Source organism: Salinibacterium sp. NG22 (assembly GCF_015864925.1).
In the GTDB taxonomy this organism is placed as follows: Bacteria; Actinomycetota; Actinomycetes; order Actinomycetales; family Microbacteriaceae; genus Rhodoglobus.
The window spans coordinates 126,209-151,363 of record NZ_JADYWG010000001.1; the positions used below are offsets into that span (position 1 = coordinate 126,209).

The following is a 25,155-nucleotide window of genomic DNA, read 5'->3' on the forward strand; positions in this document are numbered from 1 at the left end:
TGCTTTCTGGAGGGGATCGATACGTGACTACGAAGCGCAATGAACCTGATGTGCAGCCGTCCGTCGACGAGCGCGATACGTCGACCGATCACGATGCGAAGGAGTCGACAGTCGAGCAGGCTCCGAACCCCGATAACGTGACGTTCACGCTCTCGCTGCCGGTCGCTGTTCGCGAGACGCCCGAGCATGAAGCTGCCGTGGCGATCGACGATGTTGCTGTCAACGCTCATCAAGTGGATGTCGCAACCATGGCAACCACCACAATTACGTTTGCGCCGGAGTCGGTCGTGACTATCCCGCCCGAGTCCGTGCCCGAGGTGGCTGTTATTCCGGAGCTGCCACCGGCAGACCGCCCGACGACTCGTCGCGGTCGCCAGCGCACCGAGGTTCGCGCGACGACGCCAGAGACGGCGACGATGCTGACCGCTGAGCGCCTGATCAAGCCTGGCAAGAAGAATCGCACCGCAGCACCCGAGGGATTCTTCCAAGAACTCGTTTACGCTGCGACGTTCCATCTTGTGAACCTCGGCGATTCGTACCGCGTGAAAGAGCGCAAGGCTCTTGAGGCTCGTGTTACCAAGACTTTCGTCGGTGGAACGCGTTTCGTCCCTGTTCTCACCCGCAAGGGCGGGGTCGGTAAGACCACCATCACAGCCCTTCTTGGGATGGCGTTGGCAGATACCCGCGAGGACCGCATTATTGCGATCGACGCCAACCCCGACCGCGGAACGCTTGCCGAGCGAATCGATAAGCAAACCCGTGCAACGGTTCGCGATGTCGTGATGCGTGCAGAGTCGCTCCATACGTTTAGCGAATTCCAAACAGTGGTGTCTCGTGACGAGACTCGTCTCGACGTTTTGGCATCCGACACTGACCCGCACGTGTCAGAAGCATTTGACGAAAACGACTACAACGTCGTTGCCGATATGGCCGAACGTTTCTATTCGGTTGCCATCACTGACTGTGGAACCGGAATTGTTCACTCGGTGATGCGGGCAACGCTGCAGCGTGCTGACTCGATTGTCATCGTTTCCGGTGGCAGCGTCGACGAAGCGCGTCTCGCATCAGAGACTCTCACGTGGCTCGAATCCAATGGGCACGAAGATCTCGTCAAGAATGCTGTCGTGGCTATCAACACCGCCACTCAGGGCACCAACTTGGTGAAGCTTGAGGAGATCGAGGCTCACTTCAAGTCGCGCGTTCGTGAGATCGTTCGCGTGCCCTACGACCCCAGCTTGGCTACGGGATCGGTCGTTCACTACCGTGACCTCAACCGGTTGACCAAGGCTGCTGCTCGCGAACTCGCGGCGGTTGTCATGGATGGTCTTCCCGCAGTTCGGGCTAACTGACACTATGGCTGTTCGTGAGATTCGCCTGTTTGGCGATCCCGTCCTTCGCTCAGCATGCGATCCCATTGTTATCGGTGATGCCCGTGCTGCTGCGCTCATCGACGACCTCATTGAGACGGTCAAGCTGCCCGGCCGCGCCGGGCTCGCCGCTAACCAAATCGGCGTCGGCTTGCGCGCATTCAGCTACAACATCGATGGCGATATCGGCTACATCATCAACCCGGTGCTTGCCGAAGTCTCGGGGGAGTCGGAGCTGGTGGATGAGGGCTGCTTATCTGTGCCCGGCTTCTATTTCCTGCGTCGCCGCTATCCCTTCGCCAGAGTGACCGGAGTCGATCTCGCGGGCGAGCCTGTTGAGCTCAGCGGCGAAGGGCTTATGGCCCAAGCGCTGCAGCACGAGACGGATCATCTCGATGGCCATTTGTATATCGAGGGCCTCGAACCTGAGGCTAAGCGCGAAGCGATGCGCGCCATCCGTCAGGCACCCTGGTACTAAACCTCACCCGCGTCACGCGCCCTCTCGCTTCGAGAAAGGGCGTGCAATCGAGTGCGCCCGCTAGCGCATGCTGTGGGGGATCTACGCGACAAAGGCCCCGCCATACTTGCGTATGACGGGGCCTTCAACGATTGTCGTGCTACTTCAGTGAGATTCCTTCTGTCGCAGGCGAGTTTGAGTACAGTGACTCGATCACATCGGCGAAGTCAGCCAGAATCACATTCCGCTTGATGCTCATCTTGGGCGTCAGGTGACCGCTCTCCTCGGTGAGGTCCGCATCGAGGATGTGGAACTTACGAATCGACTCGGCACGAGAGACGCGGGAGTTTCCCACGTCGATCGCACGCTGGACTTCGGCGAGGACGGCGGGATTTTTCGCCGCCTGCTCCAACGTCCAGGTTGCATCGAGCCCATTGTTGGCGAGCCACACGGGCAGCATTTCTTCATCAAGAGTGACAAGGGCCGAAATGAACGGACGCTGTTCACCCACGACGATTACCTGGCCGATGATCGGGTTTGCGCGGATGGGGTCTTCGAGTGCTGCGGGAGCAACGTTCTTACCTCCGGCGGTCACAATGATTTCCTTCTTGCGACCGGTGATCTCGAGGTATCCATCTTCGTCGAACTGACCGATGTCTCCGGTCTTGAACCAGCCGTCTTCAAAGACGTCGTCGGTGGCAGCCTGGTTGTTCCAGTACCCCTCGAAGACGCACACGCCCTTGGCCTGAATCTCACCGTCTTCGGCAATCCGCACCGAAACGCCGGGGAGCGGCGGGCCGACCTTGCCGATCTTGAAGTTGGACGGCTTGTTCACCGAAATCGGCGCCGTGGTCTCGGTGAGCCCATAACCCTCGAGGATCGTGAGGCCGAGGCTGCGGTAGAAGTGACCGAGACGCAATCCGAGTGGCGCGGATCCGGAGACCGCGTACTTAACGCGCCCGCCGAGTGCTGCGCGAATCTTGGAGAGCACGAGACGGTCGAAGACAGCGAATTGGATCTTGAGACCCAGAGGCACGTGTCCCTCATCGAGTGCCTTCGAGTGTGCGATCGCGACATCGGCAGCTTTGCGAAAGATCTTGCCCTTGCCGCCAGCTTCGGCCTTCTGCTCGGAAGAGTTGTAGACCTTCTCGAATACCCGCGGCACAGCCAGGAGGAACGTCGGCTTGAACGACGCCATCGAGGGCAGCAGCAACTTGGTATCAGGCTGGTGGCCGACCTTGACGCCGCCGTGGACGCAGAGGATCGAGATGAAGCGAGCAAAGATGTGCGCTGTCGTAATAAAGAGCAGCGTGCTCGAATCGGGGTTGACGACCTCGGGGATCGCCTTTTGCGAGTTGCGGCACAGCTCAACAAAGTTGGAGTGCGTGATGATGCAGCCCTTGGGCTTTCCAGTAGTTCCCGAGGTGTAGATCAGCGTCGCGAGATCGGAGCCCTTGGCCAGATTGCGGCGACGTTCGATCTCGTCGTCACTGACGTCGGTACCCGACTTGGCGAGTTTGTCGAGGTCTCCCAAATCGATCTGCCACAGATTGGCGATGCCCGGCACGTCGGCACGAATCTCGTCGAAGCGTGCGAAGTGATCGGGCGTTTCCGTGATCATCCCTGTTGCGCCGGAGTCCGTGATGTTCCACAGAATCTGGCTGGGCGAGCTGGTCTCGTAAATTGGCACGAGCACTGCGCCCGCAAACCAAGTCGCGAAGTCAATGAGCGTCCACTCGTAGCGGGTCTTGCACATGAGGCCAATTTTGTCGCCGGGCTCAATGCCAGCAGCGACGAGTCCCTTGGCCAGGGCTTTCACTTGGGTAAGAAACTCTGACGAAGTCACATCGCTCCAGCCACCATTGGCGGTGGGGAGCGAGAACAACGCGTTATTGGGTGTGGCCGCAACGCGATCCATCAAAAGATCGGTAGCGTTTGCTTCCGGGTCAGCCTCAACTATGGCTGGTACATCAAACTGTTTCACGGCAACTCCTTTGGCACCGGTAGGTGGTCTACTCCACTCTAGCGAGGTCAGGCACGCCTAACCACGTGCGCATTGGCGCGGGAGAAAATTTGCACCCGTTTGTGGGGTACGTTCCGGCAAACGGTAGAGTGGGGAGTCCCGCGACGAGGAATTGAGGTGCCATGTTCTATTGGTTTATGAAGAATCTGGTTGCCGGTCCCATCTTGAAGACCGTCTTCCGTCCGTGGGTTTCCGGTCTGGAGAACGTCCCGCGCAAGGGTGGCGTCATTCTGGCTAGCAATCATCTGTCGTTCATCGACTCGGTGTTCTTGCCGCTCATCATGGACCGCCGCATCTTCTTTCTCGCCAAGAGTGACTATTTCACTGGCCGAGGCATCAAGGGCTGGCTCTCGCGTGCCTTCTTCAATGGCACGGGCATGTTGCCGATCGACCGTTCCGGCGGAAAAGCATCAGAAGCATCCTTGAACACGGGCTTAGCCGTGTTGGCTCGCGGAGAGGTGCTCGGCATCTATCCCGAGGGAACGCGCAGCCCCGACGGAAAAATGTATCGCGGCCGCACCGGCGTCGCACGCATGATTCTTGAAGGCCACGTGCCTGTTGTTCCCGTCGCCATGATCGACACCGAAAAAGTGATGCCGATCGGCACGAAGATCCCTCGTATGGGCCGCATCGGAATTGTGTTCGGTGAGCCCCTCGACTTCAGCCGTTTCGAAGGGATGGAGGGTGACCGGTTCATCCTTCGTTCGATTACCGACGAGATCATGTATGAACTCAACCGCATCAGCGGTCAAGAGTACGTCGATGTCTACGCAACATCAGTGAAGGATCGCGCCGCTCGTCGGTAGCAGCCGGTCGGTTATGTGGTGCAACACCTCACCGTGGAGCAGTGCCGTAACGGTGACACTCAGCACCCACTTGTGCCGGTAGGCTCGTAGTGGGTCACAAACCCGTTCATTTTCGCAGTAATTGTATGAAGGAAACTCCTCGTGGTCGACCCGTCAGAACCAGTCGTGCTCGCTGATCCCGCCGTGCTTGCGGGGCTAGACAACTGGCGCACCCTCCCCATCAAGCAGCAGCCGCAATGGCCGGATGCCGACGCCGTTGGCGAAGCCTCCAGCAAGATTGCGTCGCTGCCGCCCCTCGTTTTCGCGGGCGAAGTAGATCGTCTGCGTACGCGCCTCGCGCGCGCAGCTCAGGGTGAGGCATTCTTGCTGCAGGGCGGTGACTGCGCCGAGACTTTCGCGGGCGCGACCGCGCAGCAGATTAGTGATCGTGTTAAGACGATTCTGCAGATGGCTGTAGTCCTCACGTATGGCGCTTCGAAGCCCATCGTGAAGATGGGCCGCATGGCTGGCCAGTTTGCTAAGCCTCGCTCGAGTGATTCTGAGACGCGCGGCGACGTGACGTTGCCGGCCTACCGCGGCGACATCGTTAATGGTTACGACTTCACGCCGGAGTCTCGCACTGCTGACCCCGCCCGTCTGGTTGAGGGTTACCACACGGCAGCGTCGACACTGAACCTCATCCGTGCGTTCACGCAGGGTGGATTTGCTGACCTTCGCCAGGTGCACTCATGGAACAAGGGCTTCGCTGCTAACCCGGCGAATCGCCAGTACGAAAGCCTCGCTAAAGAGATCGACAAGGCTGTGCGCTTCATGGAGGCGGCAGGCGCTGACTTCGACGAGCTCAAGCGCACCGAGTTCTACTCGAGTCACGAGGGTCTCCTCATGGACTACGAGCGTCCGATGACGCGCATTGATTCGCGCACTGGCACGCCGTACAACACGAGCGCCCACTTCTTGTGGATCGGGGAGCGCACGCGCGACCTCGATGGTGCTCACATCGACTACTTCTCGCGACTGCGTAACCCGATTGGCGTCAAGCTCGGTCCGACTACGACGCCCGAGACCATGAAGCAGCTCATCGACAAGCTTGACCCTGAGCGCGAGCCCGGCCGTCTGACCTTCATTACCCGCATGGGTGCTGGCAAGGTTCGCGATGCGCTTCCGCCGCTGCTTGAGGCCATCAAGGAGATGGACGCGACGCCGCTGTGGATCACCGACCCGATGCACGGCAACGGGCTCACCACACCCACTGGCTACAAGACACGTCGCTTTGACGATGTTGTTGATGAGGTCAAGGGCTTCTTTGAGTCGCACCGCGCTGCGGGAACCTACCCCGGCGGTATCCACATTGAGCTCACCGGCGACGATGTCACGGAGTGCCTGGGCGGTTCGGAGCAGATCGATGAGGCTACTCTCGCAACTCGCTACGAGTCGCTGTGTGACCCGCGACTCAACCACATGCAGTCGCTTGAACTCGCTTTCTTGGTAGCCGAGGAGCTTCGCGCTTTCTAGCATCACTGAAAACGCCCGCCATCCCCACACTCTCTCTCAGGAGAGCGTCACGGGTGGCGGGCGTTTTTCGCGGTGTAGTGAGCCACAGCCCACTTGGTGCAGTGGCGGGAACCGTAGCTAGATCTGCGGACCGTAAACGGTGACTTCAGAGCCGCGCTTGATCGCCTCGCCCGCTGATGGGTCAGTGCCGGAAACTATGGCGAGGCCGGACCCCCAGAACCCCTGCGGCAGGTCGGTCTCGACGTTGACGATGAAGTCGAGTTCCTCGAGCTCTGCGATGGCACCGTTGATTGTCTCTCCAGAAACGTCAGGAACCTGCACGAGGTCAGGGCCCTTCGAGGTGATGAGAGTCGCAGTGTCGCCTTCGCGGAATGTGCGGGGAACACCATCCGCGTTCTTTTCGGAGTCGATGGCTACGACGCTGCCTTCTTGGCAATCGCTAAACACTTCGATGCCGGTCTCCGCGTTCAGCCCGACGCCGGCAAGAGTTTGCGTTGCTTCGTCGACGGTAGAGCACGTGACATCGGGCAGCGAGCCTGCGGAGATGACGAGGGTTACGTCTTGAAGCTCACCGTAGTTTTCGGCTCCGAGAATTGATACAGAGTCTGCACCAAGTGCATCAACGACGAGACCGGCGGCGATATCGCTATCGAACTGTTTGATGATGGGCTCTACGAGAGTGAAGGGGGCTGCTTCGATAGCAGCACGCGCTTCTTCTTCCGTCATTCCAGAGAAGTCAGGCACAGCGAGCGGTCGGGGACCTTGCGAGATCAGCAACTGCACGGGAGAGCCATTCGGCACACTCGCACCCACTTCGGGAGCTGAGTTCGCCACAAGATCGACCGCGACTACGGGGTCGTAGGTTTCGCCAAGTTCATCACTGACAACAAGCCCGAGATCTTCCAAGATTGCTTGGGCTTCTTCCGGCGTTGCATTGCGGATGCTGTCAGGAATCGTCACTTGTGAGCCAGGGCCAGCCCCGAAGTACCAGCCAGCACCGGCTGCACCGCCGACGAGTAGAACGATGAGGATGAGCAGCCACCAGCCGCGTGACTTTCGTTTCGTGGCTCGTGTCGACAGGGTGGTGGTGTTCTCGGACACTTGGGTAGGAGCCGGAGCTGCAACCTGCTGAAGTTCTGCGCCGAACACCTGGGTGTCTGCCGTCGAGTTCTGTGGTTCTTCTGCCGGCGCGCTCGGGAGCACCATCGTTCGTTGTACTGCGGTGGATGCCGTGGGCGGCAGGGCGGTCATGAGTGAGCTGTGCGTTTGGTACAGCTGGTCGAGCAGCACGCGTGCGTCTTTGGGGCGGTCGTCCGGCTCGCGCGCGGTAGCCCACAGTACGAGGTCGTCGAGTTCGGCGGGCACCAGGTGGTTGCGTGAACTCGGGCTCGGCACGGCGTCATTGGCGTGCTGGTAAGCGATCTGCATGGGCTGCTCGCCCTTGAAAGGCTGCTCGCCTACGAGCATTTCGTACATCATGATGCCGACGGCGTAGATGTCGCTGCGGGTGTCTGCCAGTCCACGAGTCACCAGTTCGGGGGAGAGATACGCGATTGTGCCGAGCAGCGAGGCGCCGGTGGCGGTGTTGGCGCTAGCGGCGCGCGCTAGTCCGAAGTCAGCAATCTTGATGCGGCCGTCGTCGGCGAGCAAGACGTTCTCTGGTTTGAGGTCGCGGTGAACGATGCCAGCTTTGTGGGCGGCGGCGAGGCCGGCGAGCACGGCTTCCATAATGTCGAGCGTCTGCTCGGTAGTGAGGATGCGGTGTTCCAGCAGCAGATCGCGCAGCGTGATGCCAGGCAGGTATTCCATCACCAAGTAGGCCATATCGCTGTCTTGGCCTTGATCGAAGACGTTGACGACGTTGGGGTGGGCTAGCCGCGCTGAGGATCGAGCCTCTTGCACGAAGCGTTCCTTGAACTTGCTGTCGTCAGCAAGGTGACCGTGCATGACCTTGATGGCGACTTTGCGCTCGAGACGCTGGTCAGTAGCAAGGTACACGGTTGCCATGCCGCCGCGCGCGATCCGCGAACGAATCTGATACCGACCGTCGAGCAGACGGCCGATCATCGGATCAGTAGAGTTCGCATTCACCTTCAGAGTCTAAAGTTCTGAGCTTCGAGAGTGCCGCTAGACACGGCTGTTCTGGCTCTTAGCCGAGCTGTTCTAGCCAAGATCGGGCGGAAGTCTCCCATTTTGCGTAGGCATCCGGGTGAGCTGAGATCTGCACGGCCTGTGCCGCTTTCGTTACGCTCATGTTCTGCCAGCCTGAGATCTCCAGCAATCCGCGCGTGATTCCCTTATTTGGGTTGCTCGGTCCGCCGTAAAAAAGTTTCGCAGCATAGGAAGGTGTCGTGAGTTGGCTGACAGTTCCCCAGCCTGAGCTTGGGCGCTGCTGGAAGAGACCAACGGAGTCGCGATCGCCCCAGGTGAGGTTGCGTAGGCTCGACTCTTGCATCGCAGTCGCGAGGGCAATAGTGATGCCATAGTCGGAAACGCCAAGATCGCGACCGACTTGAATGATGACTTCTGCGTTCGCCCGCATCTCGGAGTTGAGGTAGGTGACACTTCCACCTGTGCTGGCCGGCACAGAACTCGATGAGGGAATCGTCAGTTTGTCGCCGATAAAGATAACGGTTGACGATGACAGGCCGTTTGCGTCGAGTAGCGCTTGAGTCGAGATGCCGACGCGTGATGCGATCGACGATACGGTGTCGCCAGAAACAACGAGGTAGGTGCTTCCTTCGACGGGGGCCGTTTCGGCTACCGGTGCTGGCTCTGGTTCAACTACCGGCGCCGGCGCTTCAACCACAACTTCGACTGGAGCCTCTGCGGCATCCTCGCTCTCTGCCGAAGAAGCGCTGTCGCTCGGGGCGTCGTCCTCATCCGCAGTGAAATCGTATTCTTCGGTTTCTTGCGTGGGAGAGCTCAAGTTCCCGGGAATAATCAGCAATTGACCCGGGTAGATGATGCTCGACCAGCCGAGGCCATTTGCCGACATCACCGAGATCGTCGAGACGCCAAACTTGTGCGAGATGCCGCTGATCGTGTCACCAGCGACGATTGTGTACTGACCATTGGTGGTCTTGACGTGGTTCACGCTGGGAACGGTGTTGACGACATCCTTGGTCAGCTTGAGTTCCTGGCCGGGAAAGATCATTGACGACCAGCTCAACCCATTCAGCGCCAGAACGGATGCTGTAGAGAGGCCATAGCGAGAAGCGATGTCGCTGACGGTGTCGCCTTCGGCAACGCGGTAGCTCGCCGGAGCGGGCCCGATGATCGTTGTCGAAGCCTCGCTGATCGTGGGAGTCGTCACACGAGAAGGCTTAGTGGCACGTTCAGTGGAGAGCCGGGGGTCATCAGGCGTCCTGGCGTTGACCGGTTCGACGGGCCCGGTGAGGTTGAAGGTCGCAGCGGCAAGGGACCCAACCAGGAGAACAGGAACCGTGTTCATGACGCTGCGGTTCATGCGGGAGCGCTGCTGGGCGATCCGTCGAGCGCGATCAGGCGTGTCGACTGCGTGTGCGGGCACTAGCCCCGCAAAAACGGTCGCAGCAATGCTGTCTGTGTCGTCCATCATGAAGTGTGTCATAGCGTTCTTCCTGCTCCCGGCCCCGAGAAGGTACATGCGATCACTGAGATCACCGGCTCAACGCTGTCACAGAAGCTTATTAGTGTCAACCATTGTGGCTGGTGTTGCCAATGTGACTGGTGTTACCTAAGTTGCTAGTGAATATTCTGGGTATGCCGTGCGAACTGTCAGGTTTAACTCCAGTGTCGTGGCAGTCTTAAGGTGTGACTGAATCACCCACCATCAACTGGCTTACTGTTCCAGACCTCACCGAGCTTCTCGGGCTCAAGGTGAGCCAAGTGCGTCGCCTCATTGAAGAAGGCGCTCTCCTCGCGAGCAAAATCGATGGAGTGTGGCAGGTTCCCGACGTGTTCATCGTCGACGGAGCGCCGCTGCGCGAGCTCAGGGGAACCGTTGTCGTGCTTTCTGACGCGGGCTTCTCGCTCGATGAGTCAATGAACTGGTTGCTTTCGAGCGAGCCGAGTTTGGGTGTAGCGCCGGTTGAAGCACTCCGGGCTGGACGTAAGGCCGAAGTCCGCCGCGTCGCTCAGGCCCTCGGCTTCTAAGATCTCGTAGCGCGCCAGATCACTAGCTGCGCGGTGCGCTTGCGCACCAGCGCTCTAGAACGATCTCGTAGTCGCCGCTTCGGCCAGCTCGAGTAGGCGTGCGCGCGCTGTCGGTGCAAGGTCCGCGTTCTCGATTGCCTCACACGCACGTTCGAGATTGCGCGAGATCGCCTTCTCAACCTTCGCGACGGCGCCCGACTCTTCGAGCGTCGAACGAATCATGTTCACTTGCTCATCGCTGAGATCGGGGTCACCCAGCAGTTCGTCAAGGATGGCGTTGGCGCTCTTCGAGAGTTTTTCGCGAGCGATTGCGATGATGGCGGTGCGCTTGCCTTCACGAAGATCGTCGCCGGCGGGCTTGCCCGTCACTTCCGGGTCACCGAAAACACCAAGCACGTCGTCGCGCAGCTGGAAAGCAACGCCGAGAGGTAAACCGAAGGCGCGAAGAGTGGCCATTTGTTCGTCAGTGCCGGCGCCCAGGCTGGCGCCAAGCGCAAGAGGGGCCTCAACGCTGTACTTCGCAGACTTGTAGATCAAGACGCGCTGCGCACGGTCAAGGGCTTCTGACTCGGGGTAGCTTGCCCATGCGCTTTCATCATGGATGTCCAAGAACTGCCCGGCCATGACCTCCGTGCGCATCGTCATGAATTCCTTACGCGCGGCCAAAGCCGAAGGGCGGGGGAGTGTCGCGATCCCACGGCCCAAGAGCTCGTCGCTCCAGCCCAGGAGTAGATCACCAAGCAGGAGTGCGGATGACTCTCCATACGCCTCGGCGTTGCCGCTCCATCCGCCGTCGAGGTGCATCTTCTCGAAGCGACGATGGGCTGAAGGCGCACCGCGGCGGGTGTCGGAGCGATCCATGATGTCGTCGTGAACGAGCGCTGCGGCGTGGAAGAGCTCGAGGGCGGAGGCTGACAGCAGTACGCCCGTGAGGTCTTTACTCACGGAGTTCTCAGCAAACGGGTCATCAGACGAGGCGAGCCCGGCGACTGCCTGCCATCCCCAGTAGCAAAAAAGCGCCCGAAAACGCTTGCCGCCAGACAAGAGCGCGCTACCAACGTCGGTGAGGGCGGTCAACTCGGGGGCGATTGCGTCAAGCTCATTGCGCTTCTCGGCGAGAAATTCATCGATTTTCAGCTGGACAAGGTCAACTAACTGGTTACTCTCAGGCACTCGTCTAGCCTACCTAGTGAATGGGGGCGTACTATAGAGACCTAGCCGTAAATCCCAGAGAGAGGGGAACGGAATGCCGCTTTCAGAGCAAGAGCAGCGGGCCCTCGATGAGATGGAGCGCAGCCTCTATCAAAACGACGCCGATTTCGTCAGCGCAGTCAGCCCTCGCAAAGGCAAGCCCAACTATCGAATGATGGTTGTTGGCGTCCTAGTCGGGGTCGCTGGAATCATTGCATTGTTGACAGGCGTGATCATTCAGCAGCCTCTCGTGGGCGTGCTTGGGTTCGTCGTCATGTTCGTTGGTGTTCTGCTTTTCGTGGCGCCTCCTCGTGCTGGAGACGACCACGAAGTACCGGAGCCGTCGTCGGCTTCATCGGGCCGCTCCGCCAAGCGCGGCACGTCATTTATGGACACAATCAACCAGCGTTGGGATCGCCGCCAGGACGGCAATAGCTAACTCCAACCTTCTCCACTTTCAAGGACCAGCCTTCGGGCTGGTCCTTTTTTTGTGCCCAGAACGGGGTTGGAAACGTATATTCGGTCGATTCTGCTCCATTTTCCTCCACCCCTAGTTTCCTTGTATTCATTGGCCTCTGTGGATAACTTTTACGCAATGTGCGCGAAAACCTTAGATATGTGGTTGAAAGTGGAGTAAAGTGGAGGCAACCAGAATCCGGGCCGGAGATTGAGGGGAGGGCGCCGTGTTTCTAGGCACCTACGCCCCCAAGCTCGACGACAAGGGCCGCATCATCCTTCCGGCGAAGTTTCGCGAGGAGCTCGCGTCCGGCGTCGTGGTCACTCGTGGCCAAGAACGTTGCCTCTACGTCTTCAGCCAGCGCGAGTTCGAAGTAATGCACGAGGCGATTCGCAAGGCGCCTGTCACGAGCAAGCAGGGGCGCGATTTTTTGCGTCTCTTTCTTTCTGGTGCAAACCAAGAGACGCCTGACAAGCAGCACCGGGTAACGATCCCCGCTGGGCTACGTGAGTACGCCGGATTAGGGCGAGACCTGACTGTGATCGGTGCGGGTAACCGCGCTGAAATCTGGGACACCGAAGCCTGGAACAACTACTACGAGGCCACCGAGGCCGATTTCGTCAACACCACCGAGGAGGTGATTCCGGGACTCTTCTAGCTCTTCGACGCTGACTCCCAGCCGAACGCCCTGATTTTCTTCCCCGATATCAGGTCGAATCGGATGGGGATCAGCATCCAAGAACTAGGCCCTTACGCCATGGCTGACAACACCATCCACACCCCAGTACTCCTTGAGCGCTCGATTGAGTTGCTCGCGCCGGCGCTGAACGCTCCTGGAGCCGTTCTTGTTGACGGCACCCTCGGCATGGCCGGGCACGCGGAGGCTTTCCTGCAGCGTTTCCCGGACCTCACGCTCGTGGGCATCGACAGAGACGAGGACGCTCTTGCTATCGCTAGACGCCGGCTTGAGCCTTTCGCTAGCCGCACGCACTTTGTTCATGCTGTCTACGACGAAATTCCGCAGGCACTCGCTACGTTGGGAATCTCGTCAGTCGAGGGCATCTTCTTCGACCTCGGAGTCTCCTCACTCCAACTCGACCGTGTCGAGCGCGGGTTTTCCTATTCTCAAAACGCTCCGCTAGACATGCGGATGGATACCTCGACGCCGGTCACGGCCGAGCACATCCTCGCAACGTACAGCGAGCTCGAACTTCGCCGCATCTTTTACGCGTATGGCGACGAGAAGCTAGCGCCGCGTTTCGCCAGCCGCATCGTCCAGTTCCGTGAGCAGCAGCCCTTGACGACATCCGCTCAACTGGTGGAACTGGTCATTGCGGCTACGCCGGCGGCAGCACAGCGTGCGGGACATCCCGCAAAGCGCGTGTTCCAGGCGCTGCGAATCGAAGTCAATCAAGAGCTCTCGGTGCTCGAGCGGGCGATTCCCGCTGCCGTCGACTCGCTCGCCCTCGGCGGACGAATGGTCGTGCTGGCCTATCAGTCGCTGGAAGACCGCATCGTCAAGCGTGAGCTACAGCGCCGCTCCAAGTCCACTGCGCCGGCAGGGCTTCCGGTTGAACTTCCGGAGCACAAGCCGGAGCTCAAACTCCTTGTTCGTGGATCTGAGCAAGCGAGCGAAGCAGAACAAGCCCTTAACCCTCGAGCAAAGCCCGTACGACTGCGAGCAATAGAACGAATGCGAGTCATCTCATGAGCACCAACCTCGCTTATGCGCAGCCACAGCCGCTTTACCAGCCCACGGAACGCCCGTCTCACATCGAGATCGTCACGACGAAGGCACAGCGCAAAGCTCGACCGCGCATGCTCTACGCCGTGGTGACCGTTGGCAGCCTGTTCGTGATTCTTGCGGCGCAGCTCTTGCTCAGCATCGTGGTAACCCAGGGTGCCTACCAGATCGATTCGTTGCAGTACGAGCAGAAGGTGCTGATCCGCACCGAGCAAAGCTTGCTTGAGTCGCTCTCGTTGCAGTCGTCGTCACAGAATCTCGCTGCTCAGGCAGCAGGCTTCGGCATGGTTCCCAACACGACGCCATATTCGCTGAACATCTCGGATGGTTCGGTATTCCGCCTGCCGGGCAGTGCGGATCCCACCGGATGTGGTGGCAACTGTGGCCTTGTCGGCAACACGCTGCTTTCTGGTGTTCCGCTCGTGAGTGCGGAAAATGCTGCGGCCGCCGCCGCAGCCAAGACTGCTGCCGCAACGACTGCTGCTAGCACGTCAGGAACTGCTGTTGCGGATTCGGCTACCGCCGCGCCACAGCCTTCCAATAACGCGATTCCGGCACCTGTCACGCGATGATTGAGATGAACCTTCTGGGGGAGACTCGATGAAACCACGCTCAACTCGCGCGCGAGTGGCATTTGTCATCCTCACCATCGTGGTGTTGACGGGTGTCTTCATGGTTCGTCTCGTCGACCTGCAGATCGTGCAGGCAGAAACGCTCAACGCTGAAGCTGATACCAAACGAACCCTGACTCGGGTGACGTACGGAACGCGCGGGGACATCGTTGACACGAAGGGCGCCGTTCTCGCTGACAGTGTCGAACGTTTCGATATCGTCATTTCGCCACGGGTGACCCTGTTGCGTGAGAACGCTTCTGTGGTCGTGCTTGAGGACTTGACGAAGATCACGGACATCATTGGGGGAGATCCTGATGAATTGCTCGCCATGATTCTGGACAACCCAGAATCAGACTTCGAGTACTTGGCGAAGGGCATCACTCTCGAGCAGTATCAGACCGTTGGCGAGCTAGGCATCACGTGGCTTTACTACGAACTGAGTCCAGAACGCAGTTACCCGAACGGCGAAATCGCCGGCAACCTCGTGGGATTCATCGGCACCGACGGTCCGCAGGCCGGCGTCGAGCTGACAGGCGATGAGTGCCTCGCCGGTCAAGACGTTGAAGCGAGTTACGCGCGTGGTGAAGATGGCGTCGCGTTGCCCGGAAGCGCGGTGGAATCGATCGAACCGCAAGACGGTGGCACGCTCGCGCTGTCGATAGACCGAGATCTTCAGTTCTACGTTCAGCAGCGGATGGCGCAGACCGCGGAGTCGCTCGGCGCTACGTGGGCAACGGGTGTCGTGATGCGCGTCAGCGATGCTCACCTTCTTGCCGTCAGCGACTGGCCGACCGTGGACCCCAACAACGTCGACCTCGCCGAGCGTGGAGCCCTGGGCTCGCGAGCATTCAGTACGCCCTATGAGCCCGGTTCGACCGTGAAAGCACTGACTGCTGCCTCTCTGATCGATGCGGGCGTGGCCAACCAGCAAACGCAAGTTGTCTCGCCCTATGCGCTAGAGCTGACCAACGGCGGCGGAACGATCAGCGACTCCTTCTATCACGAAGACCAACAATTGACTCTCGCGGGAGCACTTGTGGAATCTTCCAATACAGCCGTTGCTCAGTACACGGATCTTCTCGATGCCGCGTCTCGACATGATTACCTTCAGAAGTTCGGGCTCGGTGAAGCAACCGGTATCGGCTTCAACGGTGAATCGAGCGGCACTCTTTACGAAGCCAAGGATTGGGACGCGCGTACGAACTACGCCGTTCAATTCGGCCAAGGTCTCAGCACGACATCCATTCAGATGGCGAGCGCGTACCAGGCGCTCGGCAACGATGGTATTCGACTTCCTCCCGTTCTTGTTGAGGGCTGCACGTGGCCTGACGGCACGGTCACCGATACGCCGTCAACTGAAGGCACTCGGGTTATTTCCGAGACGGCTGCTGATCAGACTCTCCAAATGATGGAGATGGTGTACAGCGCTAGTGGTTCGGCTCCGAATCTTCAGATTCCCGGCTATCGGGTCGCCGTAAAGAGTGGAACAGCGCAGGTTGCCGAGAACGGTGCCTATGGCAGCAACGTAGTGATTTCCTATGCGGGGCTCGCCCCAGCAGATGACCCTGAGTACATAGTGATCGCGACAGCCGGGATCCCGGATAGCATATATTCCGGCGCCATTGCCTCGACTTTCCGCGACATCATGGCCCAAACGCTCACCACCTACCGTGTTACCCCGTCAAACACTTCGGGACCGGATCTGCCGCTGCGTTGGTGAGCTTCCCCCGCGGCCCCCTACCCCTGGAGCACATCACGTGATCGAACTGAGCATTGCCGAGATTGCCACCGCCGTTGGCGGAGAACTCCGTGATGGCAGCGACGGTCAGCAACGCCTCCCCGCGAGCAGCGTGCAAACTGACTCCCGGCTCAGCACTGCAGGCTCCATCTTCTTTGCTCTGCGCGGCGAAAGCACTGATGGTCACCTCTTCGCGGCCACCGCAGTAGCGAATGGCGCAACGCTCGTTGTCGCCGAACGACTACTCGATCTTGACGTTCCGCAGATCATTGTTGCCGACGGGGTAATCGCTCTCCAAGCTCTCGCGCGCGCAGTCGTTGCTTCTGTGCGAAGCAAGGGTCATCTCAAAGTTGTCGCGGTGACCGGTTCCAACGGTAAAACGACGACGAAGAACATGCTGCGCGCGATTCTGGAGCACGAGGGTGAAACTGTTGCGCCTCAGGGCTCGTTCAACAACGATGTCGGTGCGCCCATCACCATGCTCAACGTCACTGATTCCACTCAATTTCTCGTTGTGGAGATGGGAGCAGACGGCCTTGGCGACATCACGCGCCTTCAGTCGATTGTCATGCCCGACGTCGGCATCGTCCTGATGGTGGGTCTGGCCCACATCGGCAAATTCGGGGATGCCGCAGTCACGGCCCGAGCAAAGTCCGAGATGGTCTCCCATCTGCCTTCGTCCGCGACTGCCGTCTTGAACAACGACGACGGTCGCGTCAAAGCTATGGCGCAGCAGACGGAGGCCAAGGTCACCCTGTTCGGGCTCGACTCGAGTGCTGAGGTGTGGGCTGACGACATTCAGGCTACGGTCCACGGAACCGCGTTTGAGTTGCACGTCGGAGGCGCGATGATTCCCGTGCAGTTGCGCATTCTCGGCGAACACCATGTCACGAACGCTCTGGCGGCGATTTCGGCAGCACGCGCTCTGGGCATCGATCCCGCGCGCGCGGTTGCGGCGCTCGAATCCATCGAGCGCGCCGAACGTTGGCGGATGGAGCTGTTGGAGGCTCCCGGCGGCATCACCGTCATCAATGATGCCTACAATGCGAGCCCTGACTCGATGGCGGCTGCGCTCAAGACGCTTGTTCAGATCGTTGGCCCCGAAAATCGCTCCGTTGCGGTGCTGGGTGAGCTTGCTGAGCTCGGCGACTATGCGAACGACGAGCATGACCGTATCGGTCGGCTAATCGTGCGATTGAACGTACAGAAGCTCATTGTGGTCGGGCACGAAGCTCGCCACATCCACAATGCAGCGGGTCTTGAAGGTTCGTGGGATGGAGAGTCGGTCCTCGTGGATAGCGTCGAAGAGGCATACGCTGTGCTGCGTGAAGAACTGCGAGAGGGCGACGTCGTGCTAGTGAAATCGTCGAACTCTGCTGGCTTGCGGCACCTGGGTGACCGGATCGCCGGGGTGACCGCATGATCGCGCTTCTCGTTGCAGCGGGCTTCTCCCTTTTCTTCACGCTGCTGCTCACGCCGCTTTTCATCAAGCTCTTTGTGCGCCTCAAGTGGGGCCAATTCATTCGTGACGACGGTCCCGAGAGCCATCACACCAAGCGTGGCACCCCGACAATGGGCGGAATCGTCTTCATTCTGGGCGCGACGATCGGTTATTTCGTCGGACACTGGGTCGCCAGCGAGGACGTGACACTGTCGGGCCTCCTGGTTATTTACCTCATGGTTGGCCTTGGCATCATCGGCTTTATCGATGACTTCATGAAGACTCGCAAGCAGCGCAGTCTCGGCCTTGGCGGTTGGTCGAAGGTCGCTGGGCAGGTCATCGTCGCCGCAGGTTTTGCTGCTCTCGCTCTCAACTTCCCCGATCCTGGCGGACTCACACCAGCATCATCGATGATCTCGGGACTACGCGACATCAGCTGGCTCGACCTCGCCACTTTTGGAGTGGTTACCGGCGCGATTCTCTTTGCGATTTGGGTGACTCTCATCATCGTCAGCACGTCTAACGGTGTGAACGTGGCCGACGGTCTTGACGGTCTCGCGACCGGCTCAGCGATCTTCGCGATCGCGTCCTACATCGTCATCGGTTTCTGGCAGAACAATCAGTCGTGCAGCAACCCCACCATTGATCGCGAAGTGCTGTACAAGTGCTACGAAGTCCGCGACCCGCTCGACCTCGCGATCATCGCTGCCGCGATCGTTGGTGCTCTCATCGGCTTCCTCTGGTGGAACACGTCACCGGCACAGGTCTTCATGGGCGACACCGGCTCACTTGGCCTTGGTGGCGCGCTTGCTGCTCTCGCAATCATGAGCCGCACCGAGCTGCTGCTCATCCTGATCGGTGGACTCTTCCTTATCGTCACCGGTTCCGTGATTCTGCAACGGGCTTACTTCAAGATCACCGGCGGTAGGCGTATTTTCCTCATGAGCCCGCTGCATCATCACTTCGAGCTCAAAGGCTGGGCAGAAGTCACTGTTGTGGTGCGTTTCTGGCTTATTGCGGCGCTCTTCGTCGCGGCCGGCGTCGGAACCTTCTATCTCGAATGGATCAATCAGTAGTCGTGCGCGATCTCACCTCACTCACCAGCTGGAACTCGGCCTGGAGCGAACTGAGCGTCGCGGTCCTCGGGCTGGGTGCAACCGGCTTCTCGGCGGCTGACACCCTCACCGAACTCAAGGCTCGCGTGCTGGTGGTCGCAGACGCCGCATCCGCGAACCGCGTTGAAATGACGCAGGTTATCGGTGCCGAGCTGGCACTTGGCGGAAGCGCCGACGAACAACTGGCCGCGCTCACCGCTCACGCCCCGGACGTCGTCATCGTGTCACCTGGCTATCCGCTCGATCACGTTCTCGTGGAGTGGTGCCGCACAAACGCTGTGCCGATGTGGACCGAAATTGAGCTCGCTTGGCGTCTGCGCGACAAAACAGGCACGCCTGCCGAATGGATCGCCATCACAGGCACCAACGGCAAAACGACCACGGCTCAGCTGACCGCCCACATTCTGACAACGGCAGGCTTCCGAGCTGGTGCAGTCGGCAATATTGGGATCCCGGTACTTGACGCTATTCGCTACCCCGATGGCTTTGACTTTCTCGTCGTTGAGCTCTCGAGTTTTCAACTTCATGGGATGCCGCGAGAGGGCGCTGGTGCGATCTCACCGCTCGCCAGTGTCTGTCTCAATTTTGCCGACGACCACCTCGATTGGCACGGTTCTCGCGACGCCTACGCGTACGCAAAAGCGACTGTGTACGCCAACACGAAGATTGCCGCTGTTTACAATCGCGCGGTGCCCGAGACGCTCGCCATGGTCGAAAATGCTGAGGTGGTCGAGGGATGCCGGGCGATCGGTTTTGGACTCGATACGCCGGGTCCCAGCGACTTCGGGATAGTGAGCGACTTGCTCGCTGACCGCGCGTTCGGCGATGACCGCCACAACGCTGCCCTCGAACTCTTCACGCTCGACGAGCTGCGCCAGCGCAACCTTGCGGCGCCTCATATGGTCGCCAATGTTCTCGCGGCGAGTGCACTCACTCGAGCCGCTGGCGTAAGCATCGACGCAGTGCGTGAGGGCGTAGCTAGTTTCGAAATTGATGGCCACCGTAACCAGGTTGTGCTCGTCAGCGGGGGAGTGACGTGGATCAACGATTCCAAGGCCACTAATTCGCACGCCGCGAGTGCATCGCTTTCCGCGGCCGACCCTGTGGTGTGGATTCTGGGCGGCCTCCTCAAGGGCATTGATGTCGCACCGCTGATCGCAAAACATGCACCGAGGCTCAAGGCGGCAATTGTCATTGGTAACGACAGGCTGGCAATACAGGCCGCATTCCAGCGACACGCGCCCCAGATTCCGGTCTTCGAGGTTGACTCGACTGACACTGATCACGTGATGCCCCGTGCTGTCGAGATGGCGCACGGAATCGCTGCCGAAGGCGACACCGTCTTGTTGGCGCCAGCGGCAGCATCCATGGATCAATTCACGAGTTACGCAGATCGCGGAGACAAGTTCGCAGCAGCAGTGCTCGAACGAGTAGGAGGGAACGACGATGACGCCTCCTCAGCGACCACACCGACCCCAGCGGCCGAGTAGCGGGCCGACCAACGGGCCGAAAGCCTCGCAACCTGACGCCGCATCCGCGGACGCATCTCCGAAGCAGCAGGAGCCTGTCGCGGCTCGCGTGCCGGTCAAACGCATTTTCTCGGGAGAATCGAGCAACTTTTTCCTGCTCTTGGGAACAACGCTCTTCCTCGTAATCTTTGGGCTCGTGATGGTGCTCTCATCGTCATCGGTGGAGTCCTACGCCGCCGATCAAGGATTCTTCGGCAGCTTCTTGCGTCAGGGGTTGTTCGCTCTTTTGGGCATCCCGCTGATGCTCATTGCGTCACGCGCGCCGACAAGATTCTGGAAGCGGTGGGCGTTTCCTGGGCTTGTGCTTGGCGCGGTCTTGCAGCTTCTCGTCTTCGTCCCCGGTATCGGTTTGGAGTACGGAGGTAACCGAAACTGGATTCAAATCGGATCGTTCAGCGCACAACCGTCTGAGTTCGTGAAGGTCGCCGTGATCATCTGGGTGGCCTGGGTGCTCTCGACCAAGCAAGACGTGCTGAGTGAGTGGCGTCAGGTAGTGCTGCCTGTTGTGCCGGTTGCCGGCGCCGCTATCGGGTTCGTGCTTATCGGTAATGACTTGGGAACAGCATCCATCATGCTTCTCATCGTCTTCGCGTGCCTTTTCTTCGCCGGTGTGCGGCTGAAGTTCCTGTCGATCGGTGTCCTTGCCGTTGTTGTCGGGGCGCTGCTGTTCGCCACCACTAGTAGTTCTCGTACCTCGCGCATTGATATCTGGTTGAACGGATGCACCGAGCTCGACTATCAGGATTCGTGCTGGCAAATCGATCACGCAAATTGGGCTCTCGCCGGTGGGGGCCTCTTTGGTCGCGGGCTTGGCAACTCGGTTGCCAAGCGCGGATGGCTGCCTCACGCTGACAACGACTATATTTTCGCGATCATCGGCGAGGAACTCGGGCTTATTGGCGCGATCGTCGTTCTGCTGTTGTTCGTCGTGTTGGCAGTTGCCTTTATCCGCATCATCCGCACCACCAACGACAGCTTCGTTCGCATCGCGACTGCGGGCGTTATGGTGTGGACGGTCGGCCAGGCGTTCGTGAATTTTGCGGTGGTGCTGGGAGTTCTTCCCGTTCTTGGAGTTCCGTTGCCCTTGATATCCACGGGTGGCTCTGCGCTCATCGCGACGCTGCTGGCTATCGGAATTGTGCTGTCGTTCGCGAGGTCTGACCACAAGGCGGCCTCCGCTGCGCCTCGGCCTTCGGGGCCGGCGAGTGCTCCTACGGCGGCCCCGAGTGCCGCGACCCCCGCGGCTGCTCCTGCTCAAACTGCAGCTGACCGTTCCCGCATGCTGGCGGCTAATCGAGCACGAGGACGCCGATGACTACTTACCTTCTTGCCGGTGGGGGTACCGCCGGCCACGTTAATCCTTTGCTCGCAGTAGCCGAACGGATTCGCCTGCGCGAACCCGACTCTGAGGTGTTGATTCTGGGCACGAAGGAGGGGCTAGAGGCCCGCTTGGTCCCGGCCCGCGGCTTTGAGCTTCTCACGATCGCGAAGCTTCCGTTTCCGCGTCGGCCAAACCGCGCTGCACTAAAGTTTCCGGCTCGGCTGCGCGCCACTATCGACGAGGTCGTCTCGATCATTACCGAGCGCGGCGTGGATGTGGTCGTCGGGTTCGGCGGCTACGTTGCGGCGCCGGCCTACTTGGGCGCGCGCAAGGCGGGGGTTCCTCTCGTCATCCATGAGGCCAATAGTCGCCCGGGCATCGCGAACCGTCTCGGCTCTTTCTTTACGAAGTTTGTGGGCACAGCCTTCGACCGCACTCCGATTCGTGGCGGCGTAGTCGTCGGTATGCCCTTGCGTGCCGAAATTGAGAATCTCGACCGCTTTGCGGCGCGCACCGAGGCGGATGCCTTTTTCGGCCTTGATCCCAAGAAGCCGACCCTCCTGGTGACGGGTGGTTCTTCGGGAGCGAAACGCATCAACGACACTATTTCTGCGTCGATCACGCGCATTTTGGGCGCGGGCTGGCAAGTGCTTCACATTACGGGGGAGTACCGAGACGCTGTCGATGATCAGCAACTCCCCGGCTACATCGTGGTCAAATACTGCGACCGCATGGAGCTCGCCCTCGCGGCGGCCGATCTTGCGATTGCGCGGGCGGGCACATCAACTGTCGCCGAACTCACCGGGCTCGGCGTCCCCGCGATTTACGTTCCGTACCCTGTCGGCAATGGCGAGCAGAAATACAACGCTCGTACAGCAGTAGAGGCCGGAGCCGCAGTGCTCGTCACGGATTCCCGATTCGTGCCCCAATGGGTCAGTTCCGAACTCGTTCCGATGCTGCGCAAACGTGCCCTTATTGCGGACATGGCTGCCCGCGCCTCGAGCGTTGGTTCCCTCGACGGAACCGACCGGATGCTTGAACTCGTCGATCTGGCCCTCGGCCGCGATCTACCATTGACATCATGATCTTTCCCGACTTGTCTATGCCGTTGCCCGGACCATTGCGTTCGGCGCACTTCGTTGGTGTCGGTGGCGCGGGTATGAGCGGCATCGCCCACATGTTTTTGGATGCCGGAATTACGGTCACCGGTTCTGACAAGGCCGCGAACGCAAACACCGCATCGCTGAACGCAGCGGGTGCAACGATCTCGATCGGCCACGACGCCGCTCACCTCGGTGAAGCGGAAGCGCTGGTGTACACGGGCGCGCTCTGGCCCGATAACCCCGAGTACCTCGCTGCGCTTGAGCGTGGCATTCCTGTGCTCCACCGCTCTCATGCTCTCGCATGGCTCGTGGGCTCGACTCGTCTGGTTGCCGTCGCGGGCGCCCACGGCAAGACAACGTCGACCGGAATGATCATCACCGCGCTGCGCGAACTGGGCACGTCTCCCAGCTTTGTGAACGGCGGCGTGATTCAGGGCTTGGGCACTAGTTCGGGCTCAGGAACCGATGATTTGTTTGTGGTCGAAGCAGATGAGTCTGATGGCTCATTTTTGCTCTATTCCACCGCTGTCGCCCTGATTACCAACGTCGATGCGGATCACCTCGACCACTACGGCTCCCACGAGGCCTTCGATGACGCTTTCGTAGAGTTTGCGTCGCGGGCTACTGAAGCCGTCGTCGTTTCCAGCGATGATGCTGGCGCAATTCGGGTGACCAAACGACTCACGCACGACAACGTGGTGACGTTTGGTGAAGCGGATGACGCGACCGTGCGCATCCATTCCGTCACGTCTCTCGGGCCCGTGGCATTCACCGTCGTTGTCGACGGTCGCGAAGAGCGGGTGCAACTCGCTGTTCCTGGGCACCACAACGCTCTCAACGCTGCAGGCGCGATTGCGGTACTGATCGGGCTTGGTCACGAACTGGGAGCCGCCATTGATGCGGTTTCCACTTTTGCGGGCACGCAGCGCCGTTTCGAGCTGCATGCTGTCGTCGACGGAGTGAGCGTGTACGACGACTACGCTCATCACCCCACCGAGGTCGAAGCAGCCCTCAGCGGCGCCCGCAGTGTGTTGGGCAACGGCCGGCTGATCGCTGTGCACCAACCGCATCTCTTTAGCCGCACCCGCGACATGGCGCCTGAATTTGCCGAGGTTTACGAACGGTTGGCAGATCACACCGTTGTTCTTGGAGTGTTCGGTGCGCGCGAGGACCCAATTCCTGGTGTCACCGGAGAACTCGTCTCGTCTGGTTTCGCCGATCCTTCGCGGGTTGACTACCAGCCCGACTGGGAGCTGGCGGCGCAACGCGTCGCTGAGATTGCTCAGGAGGGTGACATCGTCATGACCCTGAGCTGTGGCGATGTTTATCGCATCATCCCGCAGCTTGTCGCAGCGATCGATCGTTATCCCGTTGTCGAGGCATCCGGGACGGTCGCAGATCAGGTGCCGAGTGAAGAGGCCTGAAGGGTTCGATAAGTCTGCTGCCCAGCCGGATCCGCCTCCGGCGAAGTCTCGCCGAAAGCGTTCGCCGCAGCCGGCGAAAGACGCCACATCCGCACGCACGCCGAAGCCCGGGCTATCCGTAGCGAAGCCGGAAGCGAAGCCGGAAGCGGCGCCGAAGCCCGCGGCCGACCCGCGTCCGCGCCCCACAAAGCAGCGCAGAGAACCCAATCCTGAAGTTCACGCGAAGCGACAGCTTCGTCGTGCTGCGCGGGCGCGCAAGCGTGCAGAGAAAGCGGAGCTTCGCCGGTTTACGCGTCGCGCACGCACGCGTAAGTTTGTGTGGCTCTCGGTTTCTGGGCTCGTCGCCGTGTTGCTCGCCCTGATCGCGGTCGCTGTGTTCTCGCCGATTCTGGCGTTGCGCACGGTAGTTGTTGACGGAACGAACCGCATCGATCCCGCTGAGGTGCAAGCTGCCGTGGAGACCCAACAGGGAACGCCGCTCGCGCTCCTAGACTTTGATGCCATCAACGAAGAACTGTCGGTCTTCCCGTTGATCCGCAGTTATGTCACCGAAATTGTGCCGCCCGATACTTTGCTCGTGCACATTGTTGAACGCGAACCGATTGGGTCAGTGAAGATCAACGGAGTGTTCACGTTGCTCGATCCCGCTGGAATCACCATCCAGGAATCAGCAGAACGGATCCCCGGAGTGCCGCTGATCGATATTGGGGGAGCGGATGTCTCGAGTTCTGCCTTTACCGCGGCGACGGAGGTTTTGTTATCTCTGCCAACGGAGCTTCGAGCGCGGGTCGAAAGCGTTTCTGCGACCACCAAGGATGACGTGTCCTTTGTGTTGACCGGGGTAGGTCAGCGTGTGGTGTGGGGCAGCGCTAGCGATTCGGACGAAAAGGCAGCTTTGCTCGAAGCACTCATCTCTACTCGATCGTCGGATGAAGCGGGCGAGTTCGACGTGTCGGCTCCCAGCAATGGCATTTTCCGTCCCAGCTAGCCCTTCGCGAGCCCTTCGCGAGCGCTGAGCGTGCGGCAAGGCCGCTAATTGCCAGAACACTTTCCGACACGCGGCCAGTTGTGCATCCGTGTGGGGTGCTGTCCGCATACTCTCAACAAAAGAAATACATACTGAGCATAACTTTAAACCTCAAGTCGAGGTTGATAGTTTCCAGTGGAGGCCGAAAA

Annotated in this window: 21 protein-coding genes; 17 read left to right on the plus strand and 4 right to left on the minus strand. The window is 59.8% G+C overall.

What is annotated here, in order from left to right; translation table 11 throughout:
- Positions 1 to 23: 23 nt before the first annotated feature.
- Together I6E81_RS00660 and I6E81_RS00665 are read left to right on the plus strand one after the other, a co-directional pair.
- On the plus strand, positions 24 to 1,349 hold the full coding sequence (locus I6E81_RS00660) for a MinD/ParA family protein (protein WP_197105509.1): 1,326 nt from the start codon (positions 24 to 26) through the stop codon (positions 1,347 to 1,349).
- Between the two features lie 4 nt (positions 1,350 to 1,353).
- Positions 1,354 to 1,845 (plus strand): peptide deformylase, encoded by a 492-nt coding sequence (locus I6E81_RS00665; RefSeq protein ID WP_197105510.1) that lies wholly within the window; start codon positions 1,354 to 1,356, stop codon positions 1,843 to 1,845.
- A gap of 139 nt (positions 1,846 to 1,984) precedes the next feature.
- Here the strand turns inward: I6E81_RS00665 and I6E81_RS00670 are convergent, their stop codons facing one another.
- On the minus strand, positions 1,985 to 3,808 hold the full coding sequence (locus I6E81_RS00670) for a long-chain fatty acid--CoA ligase (protein ID WP_197105511.1): 1,824 nt from the start codon (positions 3,806 to 3,808) through the stop codon (positions 1,985 to 1,987).
- A gap of 161 nt (positions 3,809 to 3,969) precedes the next feature.
- Here I6E81_RS00670 and I6E81_RS00675 point away from each other — a divergent pair, with 161 nt between their 5' ends.
- Both I6E81_RS00675 and I6E81_RS00680 read left to right on the plus strand, forming a co-directional pair.
- Positions 3,970 to 4,653 (plus strand): 1-acyl-sn-glycerol-3-phosphate acyltransferase, encoded by a 684-nt coding sequence (locus I6E81_RS00675; protein WP_197105512.1) that lies wholly within the window; start codon positions 3,970 to 3,972, stop codon positions 4,651 to 4,653.
- Positions 4,654 to 4,794: 141 nt separating this feature from the next.
- Complete coding sequence (locus tag I6E81_RS00680) at positions 4,795 to 6,165, plus strand: class II 3-deoxy-7-phosphoheptulonate synthase (protein WP_307783887.1); 1,371 nt, start codon at positions 4,795 to 4,797, stop codon at positions 6,163 to 6,165.
- A gap of 117 nt (positions 6,166 to 6,282) precedes the next feature.
- Here the strand turns inward: I6E81_RS00680 and pknB are convergent, their stop codons facing one another.
- Positions 6,283 to 8,256: a Stk1 family PASTA domain-containing Ser/Thr kinase gene (pknB, locus tag I6E81_RS00685; RefSeq protein WP_307784069.1), complete on the minus strand. Its 1,974-nt coding sequence runs from the start codon at positions 8,254 to 8,256 to the stop codon at positions 6,283 to 6,285.
- A gap of 58 nt (positions 8,257 to 8,314) precedes the next feature.
- The gene (locus tag I6E81_RS00690) at positions 8,315 to 9,757 is read right to left on the minus strand and encodes a LysM peptidoglycan-binding domain-containing protein (RefSeq protein ID WP_197105513.1); all 1,443 of its coding nucleotides are present in this window, start codon (positions 9,755 to 9,757) and stop codon (positions 8,315 to 8,317) included.
- Positions 9,758 to 9,960: 203 nt separating this feature from the next.
- Here I6E81_RS00690 and I6E81_RS00695 point away from each other — a divergent pair, with 203 nt between their 5' ends.
- Positions 9,961 to 10,302, plus strand: a complete 342-nt coding sequence (locus tag I6E81_RS00695; RefSeq protein ID WP_197105514.1) for an Rv2175c family DNA-binding protein — start codon at positions 9,961 to 9,963, stop codon at positions 10,300 to 10,302.
- 54 nt (positions 10,303 to 10,356) lie between these two features.
- Here the strand turns inward: I6E81_RS00695 and I6E81_RS00700 are convergent, their stop codons facing one another.
- A complete protein-coding gene (locus I6E81_RS00700) occupies positions 10,357 to 11,475 on the minus strand; it encodes a polyprenyl synthetase family protein (RefSeq protein ID WP_197105515.1) in 1,119 nt (372 codons plus the stop codon).
- Positions 11,476 to 11,548: 73 nt separating this feature from the next.
- Between I6E81_RS00700 and I6E81_RS00705 the strand changes: the two genes are divergently transcribed.
- The 12 genes from I6E81_RS00705 (at position 11,549) to I6E81_RS00760 (ending at position 24,967) form a co-directional block, all read left to right on the plus strand.
- Positions 11,549 to 11,932 (plus strand): DUF3040 domain-containing protein, encoded by a 384-nt coding sequence (locus I6E81_RS00705; RefSeq protein ID WP_197105516.1) that lies wholly within the window; start codon positions 11,549 to 11,551, stop codon positions 11,930 to 11,932.
- 244 nt (positions 11,933 to 12,176) lie between these two features.
- A complete protein-coding gene (gene mraZ / locus I6E81_RS00710) occupies positions 12,177 to 12,608 on the plus strand; it encodes a division/cell wall cluster transcriptional repressor MraZ (RefSeq protein WP_129071303.1) in 432 nt (143 codons plus the stop codon).
- Between the two features lie 99 nt (positions 12,609 to 12,707).
- Complete coding sequence (gene rsmH, locus I6E81_RS00715) at positions 12,708 to 13,661, plus strand: 16S rRNA (cytosine(1402)-N(4))-methyltransferase RsmH (protein WP_197105517.1); 954 nt, start codon at positions 12,708 to 12,710, stop codon at positions 13,659 to 13,661.
- The gene (locus tag I6E81_RS00720) at positions 13,658 to 14,266 is read left to right on the plus strand and encodes a hypothetical protein (protein WP_197105518.1); all 609 of its coding nucleotides are present in this window, start codon (positions 13,658 to 13,660) and stop codon (positions 14,264 to 14,266) included. Before rsmH ends, I6E81_RS00720 begins: the two co-directional genes overlap by 4 nt.
- 28 nt (positions 14,267 to 14,294) lie before the next feature.
- Positions 14,295 to 16,028, plus strand: coding sequence for a penicillin-binding protein 2 (locus I6E81_RS00725; RefSeq protein WP_197105519.1), 1,734 nt, complete (start codon positions 14,295 to 14,297; stop codon positions 16,026 to 16,028).
- Between the two features lie 37 nt (positions 16,029 to 16,065).
- Complete coding sequence (murF, locus tag I6E81_RS00730; protein ID WP_197105520.1) at positions 16,066 to 17,469, plus strand: UDP-N-acetylmuramoyl-tripeptide--D-alanyl-D-alanine ligase; 1,404 nt, start codon at positions 16,066 to 16,068, stop codon at positions 17,467 to 17,469.
- Positions 17,466 to 18,563 carry a phospho-N-acetylmuramoyl-pentapeptide-transferase gene (gene mraY / locus I6E81_RS00735; RefSeq protein WP_197105521.1) on the plus strand — a complete coding sequence of 366 codons (1,098 nt, stop codon included), beginning with the start codon at positions 17,466 to 17,468 and terminating at the stop codon, positions 18,561 to 18,563. Before murF ends, mraY begins: the two co-directional genes overlap by 4 nt.
- Positions 18,548 to 20,092: a UDP-N-acetylmuramoyl-L-alanine--D-glutamate ligase gene (gene murD, locus I6E81_RS00740; protein ID WP_197105522.1), complete on the plus strand. Its 1,545-nt coding sequence runs from the start codon at positions 18,548 to 18,550 to the stop codon at positions 20,090 to 20,092. Before mraY ends, murD begins: the two co-directional genes overlap by 16 nt.
- The gene (ftsW, locus tag I6E81_RS00745; RefSeq protein WP_197105523.1) at positions 20,049 to 21,446 is read left to right on the plus strand and encodes a putative lipid II flippase FtsW; all 1,398 of its coding nucleotides are present in this window, start codon (positions 20,049 to 20,051) and stop codon (positions 21,444 to 21,446) included. Before murD ends, ftsW begins: the two co-directional genes overlap by 44 nt.
- Entirely contained in the window at positions 21,443 to 22,537 is a 1,095-nt protein-coding gene (locus tag I6E81_RS00750; RefSeq protein WP_197105524.1) for a glycosyltransferase, read from the plus strand. Before ftsW ends, I6E81_RS00750 begins: the two co-directional genes overlap by 4 nt.
- A complete protein-coding gene (gene murC / locus I6E81_RS00755; protein WP_197105525.1) occupies positions 22,534 to 23,979 on the plus strand; it encodes a UDP-N-acetylmuramate--L-alanine ligase in 1,446 nt (481 codons plus the stop codon). The genes I6E81_RS00750 and murC overlap by 4 nt, the downstream gene beginning before the upstream one ends.
- On the plus strand, positions 23,966 to 24,967 hold the full coding sequence (locus tag I6E81_RS00760) for an FtsQ-type POTRA domain-containing protein (protein ID WP_307784070.1): 1,002 nt from the start codon (positions 23,966 to 23,968) through the stop codon (positions 24,965 to 24,967). The genes murC and I6E81_RS00760 overlap by 14 nt, the downstream gene beginning before the upstream one ends.
- The last annotated feature ends 188 nt before the right edge of the window (positions 24,968 to 25,155 follow it).

What these genes read in the sequence shown, in the direction of transcription:
- rsmH (WP_197105517.1), top strand. Translation starts at nt 12,708, where the DNA reads ATGGCTGACAACACCATCCACACCCCAGTACTCCTTGAGCGCTCGATT.
- mraY (WP_197105521.1), top strand. Translation starts at nt 17,466, where the DNA reads ATGATCGCGCTTCTCGTTGCAGCGGGCTTCTCCCTTTTCTTCACGCTG.
- I6E81_RS00675 (WP_197105512.1), top strand. Translation starts at nt 3,970, where the DNA reads ATGTTCTATTGGTTTATGAAGAATCTGGTTGCCGGTCCCATCTTGAAG.
- I6E81_RS00750 (WP_197105524.1), top strand. Translation starts at nt 21,443, where the DNA reads ATGACTACTTACCTTCTTGCCGGTGGGGGTACCGCCGGCCACGTTAAT.
- murD (WP_197105522.1), top strand. Translation starts at nt 18,548, where the DNA reads ATGGATCAATCAGTAGTCGTGCGCGATCTCACCTCACTCACCAGCTGG.
- I6E81_RS00720 (WP_197105518.1), top strand. Translation starts at nt 13,658, where the DNA reads ATGAGCACCAACCTCGCTTATGCGCAGCCACAGCCGCTTTACCAGCCC.
- I6E81_RS00690 (WP_197105513.1), bottom strand. Translation starts at nt 9,757, where the DNA reads ATGACACACTTCATGATGGACGACACAGACAGCATTGCTGCGACCGTT.
- ftsW (WP_197105523.1), top strand. Translation starts at nt 20,049, where the DNA reads ATGACGCCTCCTCAGCGACCACACCGACCCCAGCGGCCGAGTAGCGGG.
- I6E81_RS00705 (WP_197105516.1), top strand. Translation starts at nt 11,549, where the DNA reads ATGCCGCTTTCAGAGCAAGAGCAGCGGGCCCTCGATGAGATGGAGCGC.
- I6E81_RS00725 (WP_197105519.1), top strand. Translation starts at nt 14,295, where the DNA reads ATGAAACCACGCTCAACTCGCGCGCGAGTGGCATTTGTCATCCTCACC.
- murC (WP_197105525.1), top strand. Translation starts at nt 22,534, where the DNA reads ATGATCTTTCCCGACTTGTCTATGCCGTTGCCCGGACCATTGCGTTCG.
- I6E81_RS00665 (WP_197105510.1), top strand. Translation starts at nt 1,354, where the DNA reads ATGGCTGTTCGTGAGATTCGCCTGTTTGGCGATCCCGTCCTTCGCTCA.